7 protein-coding genes are annotated in these 15,926 nt (G+C 77.1%); 5 read left to right on the top strand and 2 right to left on the bottom strand.

The genetic code is table 11. The features are described from left to right. Positions 1-57: 57 nt before the first annotated feature. Positions 58-1,440, bottom strand: coding sequence for a type VII secretion integral membrane protein EccD (gene eccD / locus ACGFX4_RS10655; RefSeq protein WP_393071740.1), 1,383 nt, complete (start codon positions 1,438-1,440; stop codon positions 58-60). A 208-nt stretch (positions 1,441-1,648) separates the two neighbouring features. On the opposite strand from eccD, the gene eccCa reads away from it, so the two are divergent. The 3 genes from eccCa (at position 1,649) to ACGFX4_RS10640 (ending at position 7,475) form a co-directional block, all read left to right on the top strand. Continuing rightward, positions 1,649-5,572 carry a type VII secretion protein EccCa gene (eccCa, locus tag ACGFX4_RS10650; protein WP_393071979.1) on the top strand — a complete coding sequence of 1,308 codons (3,924 nt, stop codon included), beginning with the start codon at positions 1,649-1,651 and terminating at the stop codon, positions 5,570-5,572. Positions 5,573-5,672: 100 nt separating this feature from the next. After that, the gene (locus tag ACGFX4_RS10645) at positions 5,673-6,110 is read left to right on the top strand and encodes a hypothetical protein (RefSeq protein ID WP_393071738.1); all 438 of its coding nucleotides are present in this window, start codon (positions 5,673-5,675) and stop codon (positions 6,108-6,110) included. Positions 6,111-6,185: 75 nt separating this feature from the next. Further along, positions 6,186-7,475, top strand: coding sequence for a S8 family serine peptidase (locus ACGFX4_RS10640; protein ID WP_393071735.1), 1,290 nt, complete (start codon positions 6,186-6,188; stop codon positions 7,473-7,475). Between the two features lie 22 nt (positions 7,476-7,497). Here ACGFX4_RS10640 and ACGFX4_RS10635 read toward each other — a convergent pair whose 3' ends face one another. Continuing rightward, positions 7,498-10,380 carry a BTAD domain-containing putative transcriptional regulator gene (locus tag ACGFX4_RS10635; RefSeq protein ID WP_393071733.1) on the bottom strand — a complete coding sequence of 961 codons (2,883 nt, stop codon included), beginning with the start codon at positions 10,378-10,380 and terminating at the stop codon, positions 7,498-7,500. Between the two features lie 201 nt (positions 10,381-10,581). On the opposite strand from ACGFX4_RS10635, the gene ACGFX4_RS10630 reads away from it, so the two are divergent. Both ACGFX4_RS10630 and ACGFX4_RS10625 read left to right on the top strand, forming a co-directional pair. Further along, positions 10,582-13,257: a BTAD domain-containing putative transcriptional regulator gene (locus tag ACGFX4_RS10630; RefSeq protein WP_393071731.1), complete on the top strand. Its 2,676-nt coding sequence runs from the start codon at positions 10,582-10,584 to the stop codon at positions 13,255-13,257. A gap of 241 nt (positions 13,258-13,498) precedes the next feature. Beyond that, positions 13,499-15,871 (top strand): ATP-binding protein, encoded by a 2,373-nt coding sequence (locus tag ACGFX4_RS10625; protein WP_393071729.1) that lies wholly within the window; start codon positions 13,499-13,501, stop codon positions 15,869-15,871. The last annotated feature ends 55 nt before the right edge of the window (positions 15,872-15,926 follow it).

The following is a 15,926-nucleotide window of genomic DNA, read 5'->3' as shown; positions in this document are numbered from 1 at the left end:
GGCGGGGGGCGCGCCCCCCCCCCCCCCCCCCCCCCCCCCCCCCCCCCCCGGCTTTCGTCAGCCGCCCAGGCCGCGCAGGGTGCGGTAGACGCCGCACGCCTGGAGCGCCAGCGGCAGCAGGGCGAGGGCGCACAGGGTGTGCAGGATGTCGGCGGCGCGCCCCCAGTACGGGAGCAGCCGCCGGCCGGGCACCGTCCAGCCGACCACGAGGAGCACGGCCCCCGCGGCCGGCAGCGCGCCCGCCAGGGCGAGCCGCCCGGTCGCCGCCGCGGCGGCCACGGTGCCGGCGAGCAGGACCAGGATGCCGAACACGCCCGGCAGCAGGACGACCAGCCGCTGGCGGATGCTGCCGACGGCCCGCGCGTGCAGCAGGAGCAGCAGGCTCAGGGCGGCGGTCTCGGCGGGCCCGGCCCAGCCGTCGATGAACGGCAGGACCGCCAGGCAGGCCGTGCAGAGCGCGCCGATCGCGGTGTGGAAGGCCATCAGGTAGTCGTCCGCCACCAGCGCGCGGGGAAGGACGGCGGACGCCGGCACCGGATCGATGTTCTCCTGCAGCTCCTCCGCGTTGCGCGGCAGCATCGGCAGCCGCAGCCCGGACAGCCGGAAGGCCGTCGAGGGTACGAACGCGCCCACCAGCACCGTCGCCACCGGCATCACCGCCACCACGGCGGACGGCGTCAGCCCGACGAGCAGCAGGGCCCCCGCCAGCATGCCGAGCAGGGCGGTGAGGACCACCCCGAGGAACAGCGGCGCCGCCGCGCCGACCGCCGCCAGCGCCAGGACCGCGGCCCCGGCCGCGGCCGAGGACGCCGCCAGCACCCGCGCCCCCAGCAGGTCGTCGCCGCCCGGCCCCTGCGGGACCAGGAACGCGGCCAGCGCCAGGTACGGCACGGCCGCCGCGCCCAGCGCGGCACCGGTGCCCGCATCGGCCATCGCCCGGGAGGCGCCGGCCGCGCCGAACAGCAGCAGCAGGGCCACCAGCGCCGCGACCGCCGTGCGCGGGGCGCCCGGACCGGACACGGCCAGCGGCACCCAGCCCGCCGCGAACGCGGTCAGCGCCAGGGCCAGCGACAGGACCCGGGTCGCGGCCGGGCGCCAGGTGTCGCCCCGCCCGCTCACACCGGTGGCCACGCCGTCCACCAGGTCGTCGAAGTGCACCGGCGGCAGCGCCTTGTGACGCTCCCTCAGGTAGAGGGACTCGCCGTCGTGCAGGCCCAGCGCCTCGGCGCTGCGCTCCTCGTCCAGCGGCTCCTCGCCGAGGCGCTGCAGCACCCAGCCGCCGTGCTCCAGCCCGTCCTCGGCGAGGTCGGGGCCGGCATGGCCCAGGACGGCGGGCAGCAGGTCGGCCAGCGGAACGTCGGCGGGGACCGCCAGTTCGAAGGCCGTACCCGGTGCGTGGAACCTCAATCGGCACAGTCCTGCGACGACACTGTTGCTCATGCCTGTCCTTCGGCTCGGTGGGCGCACCCTGCGCTTCGGGCGCGCTTCGCTCTCCGCCCCGGAGAACGGCCGATCGGGCGCCGGGTGTTCACACCGCTGAACCCGGCGACCCCCGCCGTCCGTCACTCCGGGAGACGGCGACGGCGGCGAGGAGGCCCGGGTGGGCGTGGTGCTGATCAAGCGGAAGCCCCGGCGGCCGGGGCCGGCGATGCCCGACGGCGAGGTCCAGCTGCAGGAGCCGCCGGTCCTGCCGGAGAAGCAGAGCGGCCTGTCGGGCATGCTCACCATGGCCCCGATGGCGCTCGGCTCGCTGTCGATGGTTTTCATGTTCCTGCACCCCGCCGGCAGCCAGGGCAGCGGCGCGCTCAGCTACGTCGCGATGGGCATGATGGCGCTCTCCGCCGTCGGCATGCTCCTCACCCAGCTGATCCGGGGCTCCAGCGACCGCAAGCAGCAACTGCGCGCCGAGCGGCGCGACTACCTGCGCTACCTCTCCCAGATGCGCCGCCAGGTGCGCCGCTCGATCGACGCGCAGCGCCGGGCGCTGGCCTGGCGCCACCCGGCCCCCGAGGAGCTGTGGACGCTGGTCGGCACCAGCCGGCTGTGGGAGCGCCGACCCACCCACCCGGACTTCAGCGACGTCCGGATCGGCCTCGGCGCCCAGCGCCTGGCCACCCCGCTGGCCCCGCTCGCCACCAAGCCGGTCGAGGACCTGGAGCCGCTGTGCGCCCACGCGCTGCGCCGCTTCATCCACGCCTACGGCACCGTCGACGACCAGCCGATGGCCATCCACCTGCGCGGCTTCGCCCACGTGCTGCTGCGCTCCGACGACCCCGCGGCCGCCCGGGCCATGGTGCGCGCCGTGCTCGCCCAGCTCGCCGCGGTGCACGGCCCGGACGAGCTGACCGTCGCCGTCGTCACCGCCGACGGGCAGCGGGCGGAGTGGGAGTGGACCAAGTGGCTGCCGCACGCCCTGCACGCGACCGACACGGACGGCGCCGGCCCGGTCCGGCTGGTCGCGGGCAGCCTCGGCGAGGTCGAGCAGCTGCTCGGCGAGGAGTTCACCGGCCGTCCCGGCTTCGAACCGGACGCCACGCCCGAACGCGACGAACCCTTCACCGTCGTGGTCCTCGACGGCCCCGGCGCGCACACCGGGAGCCGAGCCGCCCTCGCCGGATACCGCAACGCCGTCCTGATCGACCTCGCCGACACCCTGGAGTGGACCCCGGCCCGCACCACCCTGCGGCTGCGGATCGAGGACGGCCGGCTCGCCATGGTCGGGTCGGACAGCAACCGCAAGGACGTCGTCACCGACCTCGGCCGGCCCGACGCGCTCGCCCTGCCCGCCGCGACCAGGCTCGCGGCCCGGCTCGCCCGCTACCGGATCGCCGACGGCGTCGACGCCGCCGAACCGCTCGCCACCGACTTCGACCTCACCGCCCTGCTCGGCATCGCCGACCTCAACACCGTGGACGTCGACGCGCTCTGGGCGCAGCGCGGCATCCCGCAGCGGCTGCGCGTCCCGCTGGGGCTCGGCCCCGACGGACGGCCCGTCGACCTCGACCTCAAGGAATCCGCCCAGGGCGGCATGGGCCCGCACGGCATGCTGATCGGCGCCACCGGCTCCGGCAAGTCGGAACTGCTGCGCACCCTGGTGCTCGCCCTGGCCGTCACCCACTCCTCCGAGGTGCTCAACTTCGTCCTGGTCGACTTCAAGGGCGGCGCCACCTTCCTCGGCCTCGACACCCTGCCGCACACCTCCGCGGTGATCACCAACCTGGCGGACGAGTCCTCCCTCGTCGACCGCATGCGCGACGCCCTGCACGGCGAACTCGTCCGGCGCCAGGAGCTGTTGCGCGACGCCGGCTACGCCTCGCTGCTGGAGTACGAGACCGCGCGCGCCGCCGGCACCGCGCTGCGCCCGCTGCCCACGCTCTTCGTCGTCGTCGACGAGTTCAGCGAACTGCTGTCCGCGCACCGGGACTTCATGGAGCTCTTCATCATGATCGGCCGACTCGGCCGCTCCCTCGGCGTCCACCTGCTGCTCGCCTCGCAGCGCCTCGACGAGGGCCGGATGAGCGCCCTGGAGTCCCACCTGTCCTACCGGATCGGCCTGCGGACCTTCTCCGCCATGGAGAGCCGCGGCGTCCTCGGCGTCCCCGACGCCTACCAGCTGCCCTCCCAGCCCGGCAACGGCTTCCTGCGCAGCGACATCTCCACCCTGACCCGGTTCAAGGCCGCCTACGTCTCCGGCCCGTACCGGCCCAAGCGCAGCGCGGCCCGGCAGGCCGCGATCGCCGGCCAGGTCGTCGCCTACGGCACCGACTACGTGATGCCCCGCCGACCGCAGACCGGCCCGGTCGAGCCGGAGGAGGAACAGGGCCCCGTCGGCTCCCTCCTGGAGGTCGCCACCGGCCGGCTCCACGACGCCGGCCCGCCCGCCCACCGGGTCTGGCTGCCGCCGCTGGACGTCCCGCCCACCCTCGACGAACTGCTGCCCCCGCTCGTCCCGCACCCCCGGCGCGGACTCACCACCGAGCACGCGGGCAGCCACGGCACCCTCAGACTGCCCCTCGGTGTGGTCGACCGCCCCTTCCAGCAGCTGCGCGACCTGCTCACCGCGGACCTGGCCGGCGCCGGCGGGCACGTCGGCGTCGCCGGCGCCCCGCAGAGCGGCAAGAGCACACTGCTGCGCAGCCTGATCGCCGGCCTGGCCCTCACCCACACCCCGGCCGAAGTCCAGTTCTACTGCCTCGACTTCGGCGGCGGCACGCTCTCCACCCTGCGCGGCCTGCCGCACGTGGGCGGCGTCACCGGCCGGCACGACGGCGAGCGGGTGCTGCGCACCGTCGCCGAGGTCAACACCGTCATCACCCGCCGGGAGCGGTACTTCGCCGAACTCGGCATCGACTCGGTCTCCGACTTCCGCCGCCGCCGGGCGGCGGGCGAGCTGCCCGAGGAGGAGCAGCACGGCGACGTCTTCCTGGTCGTCGACGGCTGGAACACCCTGCGCCAGGAGTTCAACGACCTCGTCCAGCCGCTCACCCTGATGTCCCAGCGCGGCCTCAACTACGGGGTCCACCTGGTCATCGGCACCACCCGCTGGGGCGAGATCGCTGGCGGCCTGCGCGACCAGCTGCAGACCCGGTTCGAGCTGCGCCTCGGCGACGCCGTCGACTCCGTGATCAACATGCGGGCCGCCGCCACGGTCCCCAAACTCCCCGGCCGCGGCCTCACCGAGGAGCGGCTGCACTTCCTCGCCGCGCTGCCCCGGATCGACGGCTCGGGGCGGACCGACGACCTCGGCGAAGGCATCGCCGACCTGGTGGACGCCGTTGCCGCGCACTGGAGCGGGCCCCGCGCCCCCGCGGTGCGGATGCTCCCGCTGAGTCTGGACGCCGGAAACCTCCCGGCCCCCCAGGGACGCCTGCGGGTCGCCGTCGGCCTGGAGGACACCGAGATCTCCCCGCTGTGGCACGACTTCGAGGAGAACCCGCACCTCCTGGTCGTCGGCGACACCGAGTCCGGCAAGACCAACCTGCTGCGCCTGATGATCGACGCCATCACCACCGCCTACACGCCCTCCGAGGCCCGCATCATGCTGGTCGACTACCGGCGCGGCCTGTACGACGCGGTGCCCGAGGAGTACCGGCTCGGCTACGCGGTCGCCGTCGACAAGCTCCGCCAGATCGTCGACGGCGCGTCCCGGGCGATGAAGAACCGCGTCCCGCCGGCCGACATCGCCCCCGCCCGGCTCAGACTGCGCGACTGGTGGACCGGCCCGGAACTGTTCGTCCTGGTCGACGACTACGACCTGGTGGGCGCCGGCAGCGGCAGCCACCCCTTCGCCGCCCTGCTGGAGTACCTCGCCCAGGGAGCCGAGATCGGCCTGCACCTGGTCGTCGCCCGGGGGGCCAACGGCATCGGCCGGGGGCTCGCCGACCCGCTGCTGCGCAAGCTCCAGGAGGTCAACTCGCCCGCGCTGCTGATGTCCTGCCCGCCGTCGGAGGGCTACCTGTTCGGCAACTTCAAGCCCCGGCAGCTCGCCACCGGGCGCGGCTACTACATCACCCGCCGGCGGACGGTCCAGGTGCAGACCGGGCACCTGGCGGCGGAGGAGGGCGAGGAGTGACCGGGCCCGCCGCACCGCGCTCCCGGCCCGGTGAACCCCGGGGTCCCGTCCGCCCGTCGGACAGGGTGTACGGACCGGGGATCGGCAGGAGGAGGACGGCATGAGCGGGGCAGTGCACGACGGGTTCCGGCTCGCGGCGGTGTTCGACAGCGTGGACCCGGCGACCGGACCCGGGTTCGCGCCCGACCGGCCGCGGCTCCAGGACGACGGCGAGCGCGAGGCGGTCGCCCGCTACCTGCGGGCAGGGGCGCCGGTGCTGCTGACCACGATGTTGATGGACGACGTGGTCGACCCGGGCCGGCGGGCCGTCGTACCGATGGGCTTCCGCACCGACGGCCGGTGGATCTGGACCGACACCGTGACGTACTACCTCCAGGAGTACGGGCTGGCGCCGGACCCCGACCTGCTCGCGCACGTCCGTGCGCAGGGCGACGGCCCGTGGGCGGAGCCCTCCCCGGAGACCGTCGAGCAGGCGGTCGCGTTCGTGCTGGCTCCGCAGGAGGAGCCCGGGGAAGCGGTCTGGACCGTCGGGTCCTGAGACGCACCTGCACCCTCCCGACCACCGACGAACCGACCACTGACGAACCGACCACCCGACGAAGGGAACCCCGGCATGCCCCGTCCGGCGCCGACGGTCCGCGCGGAGCAGCGCGGACCCGGCTCGGCCCGCCCGACCGGAGCCGCCCCCCGCGCCGGGGGGCGGCCCGCGGCGCGCGGCACGGTGCTGCTGCTGGCCGCCGGCCTGCTGCTGCCGGCGGCGGGCGGTGCGGCCGCCGACACCCCGGACGCCCTGCCCGGTGTCACCCAGCGCCGCGGCGCCGAGGACGGGCAGAACGGATGCCTGCCGCGGTCCACCAGGGGGTCTCAGCTCACCCCGTGGGCGCAGGCCTTCCTGCGGCCCGACCGGGTGTGGCCGCTCAGCCAGGGCGAGGGCGTCACCGTCGCGGTCCTCGGCTCCGGGGTCGAGGACGGGAACGGCCTGCTCGCCGGCCGCCTCGACCGCGCCCCGCTGCCCGGCGGCGCCGATCCCGCGCAGGACTGCGTCGGCCACGGCACCTTCCTCGCCGACCTGATCGCCGCCGACCGGCGGGAGGGGACGGGCTTCGCGGGCCTCGCGCCCAGGGCCAGGATCCTCGCGGTCTCGGTCACCGACGGGACGGGGGCCTCCTCCCCGGACCTCCTCGCCCGGGGGATCACCGCGGCCGCCGACCGGGGCGCGCGGGTCCTCGCGGTCGCCGTGGCGCTGCCCGCCGGCAACGACGCGCTGGCCGCCGCCGTCCGGGCCGCCCGGGACAGGGGAGCGCTGGTCGTCGCCCCGGCGGCCCCCGACAGCGTCCCGTTCGGCAGCTCCGGGCCCGGGCCCGCCTACCCGGCGGCCTATCCCGAGGTCCTCGCGGTCCGCGGCCTCGCGCCCGGCGGCGGCCTCCCCGGCAGCTCCTCGTCCGCCGCGGTCGGGGGCCGCGTCGACCTCGCCGCCCCCGGCGACGGCGTCACCGGGCCCGGCGCCGGTCCGGGCGGCCACTACATCGGCACCGGCCCCAGTTACGCCACCGCCTTCGTCGCCGCCACGGCGGCCCTCGTCCTCGGCTACCGCCCCGGCCTCACCGCCGACGGGCTGACCCGGCGCCTGGAGGACACCGCCTACCGCAGCACCGACCCGGGGTACGGCTACGGCACCGTCGACCCGGTCGCCGCCGTCACCCGGGTCGCCGAGGCCGGGCCCGGCACCCCGCCCCCCGCCGCCACCGTCGTCATGCCGCCGGCCCGCCCCGCCACCCACGCCCCGACCCAGGCCGTGCTCGTCGCCCTCGCGGCCCTCGGCGGCTCGGCCGTGGTCGCGGCGGCGGTCGCCGCCGTCCCTCGCGCCCGCGGCCGGCGCCCGGGGCGGCCCGCCGGGGAGTGAGGAGTGTCCGGCGGGGGGTTCGTCAGCCTTGTGCCGGCCGGTCCGCCGGGTCGAGCCCCAGGGCCGCGGCCAGGCCCGTGGTGATCTCGCTCGGGGCGCCGCCCCGCCGGTCCTCGGCGCGGAAGTGGGCGAGCGCCGCACGCAGCCGCCGGTCGGCCTCCCAGGCCCGGTGGCGGGCCGTCAGGTGGGCGGCGTACGAGCGTTCGGCGGCCGCGTGGAGGTCCAGCAGGCCGGTCTCCCCGCAGGCGACGAGCAGCCGGTGCCACAGGAGGTCGGCGGTGTCGTCGCGGAGCGTGGGCGCGAGCGTCCGGGCCTCGGTCAGCAGGCACCAGAGATGGATCCGGGTGAGCGGCACGGCCGGCAGCAGGTCCCGGGCCTCCCACGAGCGGCGCCGCGCGCCCTCCGGGTCACCGGCCGCAAGGGCGACCCGGCCCTGGTGCACCTTGGCCTCGACCAGGTGGCGGGGCTCGCCGGTGGCCAGGGCGAGGGCGAGTGCGTCCGCGGTGAGCCGCTCGGCCTCGGTGTGGTCGCCGACCAGCGCGGTGGCCAGGCCGAGGGTGGCGAGCGAGCGGATGCGGGCGGCCGCAGCCCCGGGGCCCTCCGCCGCGTCGAGGACGGCGACGGCCCGGCGCGCCGCCTCGGCTGCTTCCGGGGGCCGCTCCAGCGCGATCAGGGCCCGGGCTCGGGAGTCGTGCAGCAGCGCGACCGGCACCGGGTCGCCGCACTGCTCGGCGGCCCTGCGGCCGGCGTCGGCGCAGTCGAGCCAGGCGGTGAAGCGGCCGAGGCCGTGGTGGAGCGCCCCGCTGAACAGGGCGAGTTGCCAGGCGCGCCCGGGATCGGTGCGGGCGGTCGCCTCCGTCAGCGCGCGGACGGTGGGCTCCTCGGCGCGGAACCAGTCGAGCGCGGCGCGGATGTCGGTGATGTCCGGGAGGGCCTGCGGCGGGTGTGCCGGCGCCCCGGCCCCCTCCTGCCAGGGGTCGAGGAAGCGTCCGCAGCGCCGAAGGACGGCGAGGACGTAGTCGGCCAGCCGCTCGCCAGGCAGCCGCCGCAGCGGCTCCGCACGTTCGGCGAGCAGCCCGGCACCGAACGGGCGCACCAGGGGAGCACGGCCGTAACGCCCCGGCCCGGCGCCGGTGAGCAGGTGGTGGGCGGCCAGCTCGTCCAACGCCCGGCGGGCGGCCGGGGTGTCGGTGCCGAGCAGCGCGGCGCCGGTGAGGGCGTCGACCTGGTCGCCCGGGTGCGCGGCCAGCGCGGCCAGCAGGTCGGCGGCCGGTGCGGAGAGTCGACGGCACGTCAGGTCCAGGCGGCTGTGGACACCGAACGCGCCGTCCGTGCTCAGGGCGGTCGACCGCCCCTGTTCGTCGGCGAGTTCGTCCGCGAACGCCGACAGCGCCCAGCCGGGCTGGGCGGCCAGCCGGGCCGCCGCGATCCGCAGCGCGAGCGGCAGCCGGTCGCACAGCCGGACGAGGCGGGCGGCGGCCCGCGGATCGGCGTGCACCCGCTCGGGGGTCAGGGCGCCTTCCAGGAGGAGCAGGGCGTCGTCCTGCGGCAGTGCGGCCAGCTGCAGCACGACGGCCCCGTCGAGGGCGAGCAGGTCCTGCAGGGGCCCCCGGCCGGTGACGACCGTCACGCAGCCGGGGTCCTGCGGCAGCAGATCGACCACCTGGTCGGCGCCGTCGGCGTCGTCCAGGACCACCAGCAGCCTCCGGCCCGCGGTGCGTTCGCGGAACAGCCGGGCCCGGTCGGCGCGGCCTGCGGGAACGGCCCCGGCCGGGACGCCGAGCTCGTGCAGGAAATCGGCGAGGACGTCCTCGGGCCGGGCCGGGCCGGACACGGTGAGGCCGCGCAGGTCGGCGTACAGCAGGCCGTCGGGGAAACGGGCGGCGGCCCGGTGCGCCCAGACGACGGCCAGCGCGCTCTTGCCGACGCCGGGCGGCCCGGTCACCAGGATCGGGCCGCCGGCGGTGCGCCCGGGGAGACCGGCCCGGTCCAGCCGGTCGAGTTCCGTCCGCCGCCCGGCGAACCCGGTCGGCCGACGCGGCAGCCGGCCGGGGACGTGCACGGCGGGGGCGGCGGCTGTGGTGGGTCCGGTGGGGGAGGCCGCTGCGGCGGGCCGGGTGGGGGCGGCCGCTGCGGCCGGCCGGTCCGGGCCGTCGTCGGCCAGCACCTCGGCGAGTGCGGCCTGCAGGGCGGGGCCGGGTCGGATACCCAGTTCGCGGTCCAGCCGCCGACGGGCCCGGTGGTACGCGGTGAGCGCGTCCGCCGGCCGCCCGGCCCGGTGCAGACAGCGCATCAGCAGCGCCACCAGCTCCTCCCGCAGCCCGTCCGTCCGCACGTGCTGTTCGAGCGCGGCAACGGCGGCCGCCCCGGTGCCCCGGCGCAGCTGCAGCGCGGCCCAGCGGAGCAGCACGTCGGTGCGGGTCCGGTTGAGGTGGTCCACCAGAGCGGTGCGCAGCGGGGTGTCCGGGAGGTCGGCCAGCGCCTCGCCGCGCCACAGCCGCAGTGCCTCCTCCAGCAGGGCCACGGCCTCGGCGTCCTCTGCGTCCTCGGGCGGGCCGGCCGCGTCGGCGTGCCCGGCGGTACGGGCCGCCAGCGCCTCGAAGCGCAGCGCGTCCACGTCGTCCGCCGGCCCGGTCAGCAGGTAGCCGCCGTCCCGGGTGTGCAGCTCGAACGGGGCATCGACGAGGAGTTTGCGCAGCGCGGCGACATGCCCCTGCACCGCCGCCCGCGCACTGGTCGGCGGTCGGTCGCCCCACAGCACCTCACAGAGCCGCTCCACGGGCACCACACGTCCGAGGTCCAGCGCCAACAGTGCCAGCACCGCCCGGCGCTGAGCCCCCGACACCGTGGTGAAACCGACCGGTCCGGTCCGCAGTTCCACCGGACCGAGCAGCCGGATCCGCACCCCGTACCCCCTCCGTCCACACCGCCGGGCGCCACGGGTAGGCGCCGGGGGACGCAGTGTAGTGTGCCCAGTTGTCCGGGATGTGTCATCGGTCCGGCCCTGCCGGCGGAGGCGCGGCGGGCACGGGAGCGACCGGCGGGGGCCGCGGTGGGCGGACGTGCCGGGGGAGGCCGGGCGGGGTCCGGCACGGGGGAGAGGCACGTGCACATCGAACTGCTGGGGCCCGTGGTCGTACGACGGCCGGACGGCGCCGTCGTGACGCCCTCGGCGCTGAAACGGCGGGCCCTGCTCAGCGCCCTGGCCATCAGGCTCAACCGGACGGTGGCCACCGGCGAACTGATCGACCTGGTCTGGGACGGCGCCGCACCGCCCACCGCGCGGGCCGCCCTGCAAGGACACGTCGCCGCCCTGCGCCGTCTGCTGGACGGGCCGGGGTTCGCCCTGGAGACCCGGGACTCCGGATACCTGCTGGCCGGCGACCCCGAGCGGGTCGACGCCCTGCGTTTCGCCCGCCTCTGCGAGGAGACGGCGGGCCGGCCGGGCGAGCCGGCCGGCCTCGCCGCGGCGGGCCGGGAATGCCCCGTGCCGACGTTGCGGACCGCGCTGGACCTGTGGCGCGGGCCCGCGCTCGCCGACTGCGGCTCGGACCGGCTGCGCGAACGGGAACTCCCGCACCTCACCGGCCTGCGGCTCGACGCGCTGGAACGGCTGGCCGAGACCCTGCTGCGGGCCGGCCGGGGCGGCGAGGCCGTCACCCCGCTGACCGAGGCCGCCGCCGCCCACCCGACCCGGCGGACCCTGGACGCCCTGCTGGCGCGCTGCCTGCAGCAGGACGGGCGGCACCTGGAGGCGCGGGAGCGCTTCGACCGCATGACGGCTCGCCCGACGGGGCTGCCTGGGGCGGGGTCGCACGGCGCTGGGCCGCGCGGCGCGGGAACTGCGCCGGGTGCCCGGCCCTCCGGGCCCGACCGCCGGTTCTGCGGCCGCCGCCTCGAACTCGCCCGCCTGGACGAGGCGCTGCCCGCCGCCCGGACCGGCCGCCCGGTCCTGGTCACCGGCCCGGCGGGCGCGGGCAAGACCGCCCTGGTCCGGTACTGGGCCGCGCAGCGGGCCGGGGACTTCCCGGACGGCGTCCTGGACGCCGCCCTGGGCGGCTTCGACCCGGGCGGGCCACGGGACCCCGCCGACGTCCTGGGCGGTTTCCTCACTGCGCTCGGCGTCGCGCCGGACGACCTGCCCGGGTCGACGGCCGAACGCTCCCGCCGCTACCGCGAACTCGTCGCCGGCCGGCGGATGGTGGTCCTGCTGGACGACGCGGCCTCCCGGGAGCAGATCCTCCCCCTCCTGCCCGACCCGCCGCCGCCCGGCGCCGAAGGCACGGAGTGGACCCCGGTCACCGTCGTCACCAGCCGCAGCCGACTGCACCGCCTGCTGGTCCACGAGGGCGGCGTCCCCATGCCGTTGGGCGCCCTCACCCACGAGGACGCCGTCACGCTGCTCGCCCGCGTCTGGGGGCCGGACCGGGCCGAGGACGACCCGGGCACCGTCGCCGAACTCGTCGAACGCTGCGAGCGCCTGCCGCTGGCCCTGCGGCTGGCCGCCACCCGGCTGGCCGCCCGGCCGGACTGGTCGGCGAGCGCTCTCGCCCAGGAACTCGCCGACCCGGAGACGGGGTTGACGGCCCTCTCGGGGGCCGGAACCGGCCCGGCGGATGCCCCGGCCGGCCTGGTCGCCGCCCTGGACCGGACCCACCGGACGCTGGCTCCCCCCGCGGCCCGGCTGTTCGCGCTGCTCGGCCTGCACCCCGGAGCGGTGCTCGACACCGCGGCCGCGGCCGCCCTGGCCGGTGCCCCGCGCGCCGCCACCCGCACCCTGCTGGCCGAACTCGACGCGGTCCACCTGCTGGACGAGGCGGCCCCCGGTCGCTACACCAGGCGCGAATCGGTGCGCCGCCACGCCGCCCGGTACGCCGCCGAGCTCGGCCGGGACGAACGGTCCGCCGCCCTGGACCGGTTGACGGACCACTACCTGGACGTCACCGCCGACTGGACGGCCACGTGTACGGCGGACGGCGGGCCGGCGTCGATCAGGGATGCGTTCGAGGAGGCGGAGAGCACCCTGCGCGCCCTGGTGCTCCTCGGTGAGCGCACCGGCCCGTCCCCCGGCACCTGGCGGCTCGCCCACCGCACCGCCCTGCTCCACGAGCAGACCGACCACGACCGGTCCCACTGGCGGACCGTCGCCGAGGCCGGACTGCGCGCCGCCCGGGCCGGGAACGACGACGCGGCCGTGGCCCGGCTCGGCACCGACCTCGCGGTCCTCCACACCGTACGGGCGGCCCACCACGCCGCCGCCGACCACCTGGACCTCGCGGTCACGGCGGCCGACCGGGCCGGGGACGAGGTCCTGCGCCACGACTGCCGCGGCCGGGTGGCCGCCGCGCTGCTGCGCACCGGGCAGCACCGCCGGGCCCTCCCCATGCTCGTCGACCTGGTGGAGGCCGCCCGGAGCCCGGCCACCGCCCACCTGCTGGTGCCCGCACTGACCGGCCTCGCCGACGCCCTGGTCCTGGCCGGGGAACCGGGCCCGGCCCTCGCCCGTGCCGACGAGGCCGTCCGGGCCGCCACCACCCGCGGCGAGGACGCCGCGGCCGTCCTGGCGCTGCACAGCCGCGCCCGGGCCCTGCACCTGCTCGGCCGGCGCGACGCCGCGATCGCCTCCGCCCGGCTCGCGGTCGCCCTGGGCCGGACCGCCGGCGTTCCCGCGGCCGAGAAGCGCGCCCACGAACTGCTCGCGGACCTGATGGGCGCGATCGGCCGGGGCACCGACGGGCCCGTGCCCCCTCGGCGGGCCGCAGCACCGACCACCACCCCCTGACCCCGGGCACCGGCAGTTCCGGGATCGTGGAAGAGGCAGAACCGGGTGAGGAACCGCAGGCAGTTCTGCCGGCAGAACGCCCGCGCCGCCGGATCCGCCCAAGCCCGCCCCGGCCCGGCCCCGGACGGCCGGTGGTGCCGGGCACGTTCACGATCATGGATACTTCTGCCTGTTCAGGCAGAAGTGCGGAACGCGAGCACACATGCGGGCACGGCGTGACCGGACGAGCGGGGGACGGGGCATGGTGGCTGGGGACGGCGGCAGGACCGACACGGGCGATTTCGGCCGGCTGTTGGCCGGGTACCGGTCGGCGGCGGGTCTGACCCAGGAGGAGCTCGCCGCAGCCGCCGGCGTCAGCCTGCGCGCCCTCGGCGACATGGAACGCGGCCGCACCCGCGGCCCGCAGCGCCGCACCGTCCGGGCACTGGCCGCCGCCCTGCACCTGGCGGACGACCGGGTCGGGGCGCTGGAGCGGGCCGCCCAGGCCGGGCGTCCGCGCAGCGTGCGGCCCGAACCCGCCCCGGTCGAGGACCGCGCCCGGGTCGAGGCCCCCGCCCCGGTCGAGGCGCGCGGCCCGGTCGAGGACCGCGGCCCGGCGCTCCGGGCGCCCGCCGTCGGCGAGGGGCAGAGCTCCCTCGCCCTGCCCCGCGACATCGCCGACTTCACGGCCCGCGAGGACGTCCTCGCCGAACTCGTCGCCCTCGCTTCGGAAGACCTGCCCGCGCACCCCCGCGTGGTGCTGGTCAGCGGCCAGCCGGGCCTCGGCAAGACGGCCTTCGCCCTGCACACCGCCCACGTCCTGGCCGGACGCTTCCCCGACGGCCAGCTCTCGCTCAACCTCGGTGCCATGTCCGCGCAGCCGCTGTCCGCGCACGACGCCCTCGGCCAGGTGCTGCGCGCCCTGGGTGTGCCGGACGCGGCCGTGCCCGTCGGGGCGGAGGAACGGGCCGGGCTCTACCGGGCACTGGTGCGCGAGCGCCGGCTGCTCCTGGTCCTGGACGACGCCGCCGACGAGGGCCAGGTGCGCCCGCTGCTGCCGGGCTCCGGACCGACGATGACCATCGTGACCAGCCGCAACCTGCTGCCGGGGCTGGAGTCGGTACGCCGGCTGAGCCTGGACGTGCTCACCGCGGCCGAGGCGGCCGACCTGCTCGCCCGGATCGCGGGCCGCGAGCGGATCGGGGCCGCCCCGGACACGACCGCGGAGCTGGCCCGGCTGTGCGGCTACCTGCCGCTGGCCCTGCGGATCGCCGGGCAGCGCCTGGTCGCCCGGCCGCAGCAGACCGTCGCCCACCTGGTGCGCCAACTGGCCGCCGAGGAGAACCGCCTGGACCTGCTGCAGACCGGCGACCTGGCGATCCGTCCCGCCTTCGACCTGTCCTACCGGCGGCTGCCCGCCGAGTCCCGGCTGGTGCTCCGGCGCAGCGCCCTGACAGCCGGACCGGACTTCACGGCGGCCGTCGCCGCAGCCCACACCGGCCTCCCGGAGGTCCGCACCGAGCTGCTCCTGGAGCAACTGGCCGACGCGGGCCTGGTCCAGGCACTCGGCGCGGACCGCTACCGGCTGCACGACCTGATCCGGCTCTGCGCCGGCGAGCGGCTGACCGTCGACGAGACGGCCGAGGAGGTGGCGCAGGCCCGCGACCGGGCCGCCCGACTGCTGCTCGGCCGCACCGTCGCCTGCGGGCTGCGGTTCGACCCCGAGCACGCCGAGGACGACACCGGCACCGCCGAGGCGGCGCAGTGGCTCGAACGGGAGCACCCCGACTGGCTGGCCGCCCTGCACTACGCGCAGCGGACCGGACTCCACCGCGAGGTGATCGACACCGCCGAGGCCGTGCACTGGTTCTCGGACCGGCTCATGAGCTGGGGCATCTGGGAAGAGGTCTTCCAGCTCTCGGTGGACGCGGCCCGCGCGCTCGGCGACCGCCAGGCCGAGGCCGTGCACGTCAACTACCTCGCCTGGACGAACAACTCCTGCCTGCACAACTACCGGCGAGGCATCGAACTCGCCGCCGAGGGGCTGCGGTTGGCAGAGGAGGTCGGTGACCGCGAACAGCAGGGCTGGGCGCTGGTCTATCTCTCCAACGGCCTGCGCAGCATGCAACGCCACGACGAAGCCCTCGACGCCCTGCGGCGGGCGCCGGACGCGTTCGCCGGGATCGACACCCGCTCGGCGGCGATCGGCAGGCTGGTCGCGCTGCGCGTCATCGCCACTTGTCTGCGCGAGTCCGGCCGGGCGGAGGAGGCGGTGGGAGCCCGCCGACGCGTCCTCGCCAGCACGCTGGAACTGGTGGAACGCCAGTCAACGCCACCGATGTACCTGCTGGCTGCCATGACCGCGCACGAACTGGGCCTGGACTGCGCGTCACTGAAGCACTGGTCGGCCGCCGAGACGGCCTATCGGCAGGCCCTCGCGTTCTACGAGGAGGCCGGCCGGCCCGACAGCATGACCAAGACCCTGACCGAACTGGGCACCGTGCTGATCGAACAAGGCCGCGCCGAGGAGGCCCGGGAGCTTCTCACCGAGGCACTCGGCCGGCTCGGCGACGACAGCCGGACCTACCCCGGCACCCGGCGCCCTCCCGGCGGGGGGACGGTCCCGCCCCGGTAGGCCACGCGCTGCTCCGCGGTGTCCCGGCAGGCCGGGACCGGCACCGGCCGTCGGC

Source organism: Kitasatospora sp. NPDC048365 (genome assembly GCF_043200835.1).
Lineage (GTDB): Bacteria > Actinomycetota > Actinomycetes > Streptomycetales > Streptomycetaceae > Kitasatospora > Kitasatospora terrestris.
The sequence above is the reverse complement of the archived record's forward strand: the minus strand, read 5'-3'. Positions and strand labels throughout refer to the sequence as shown.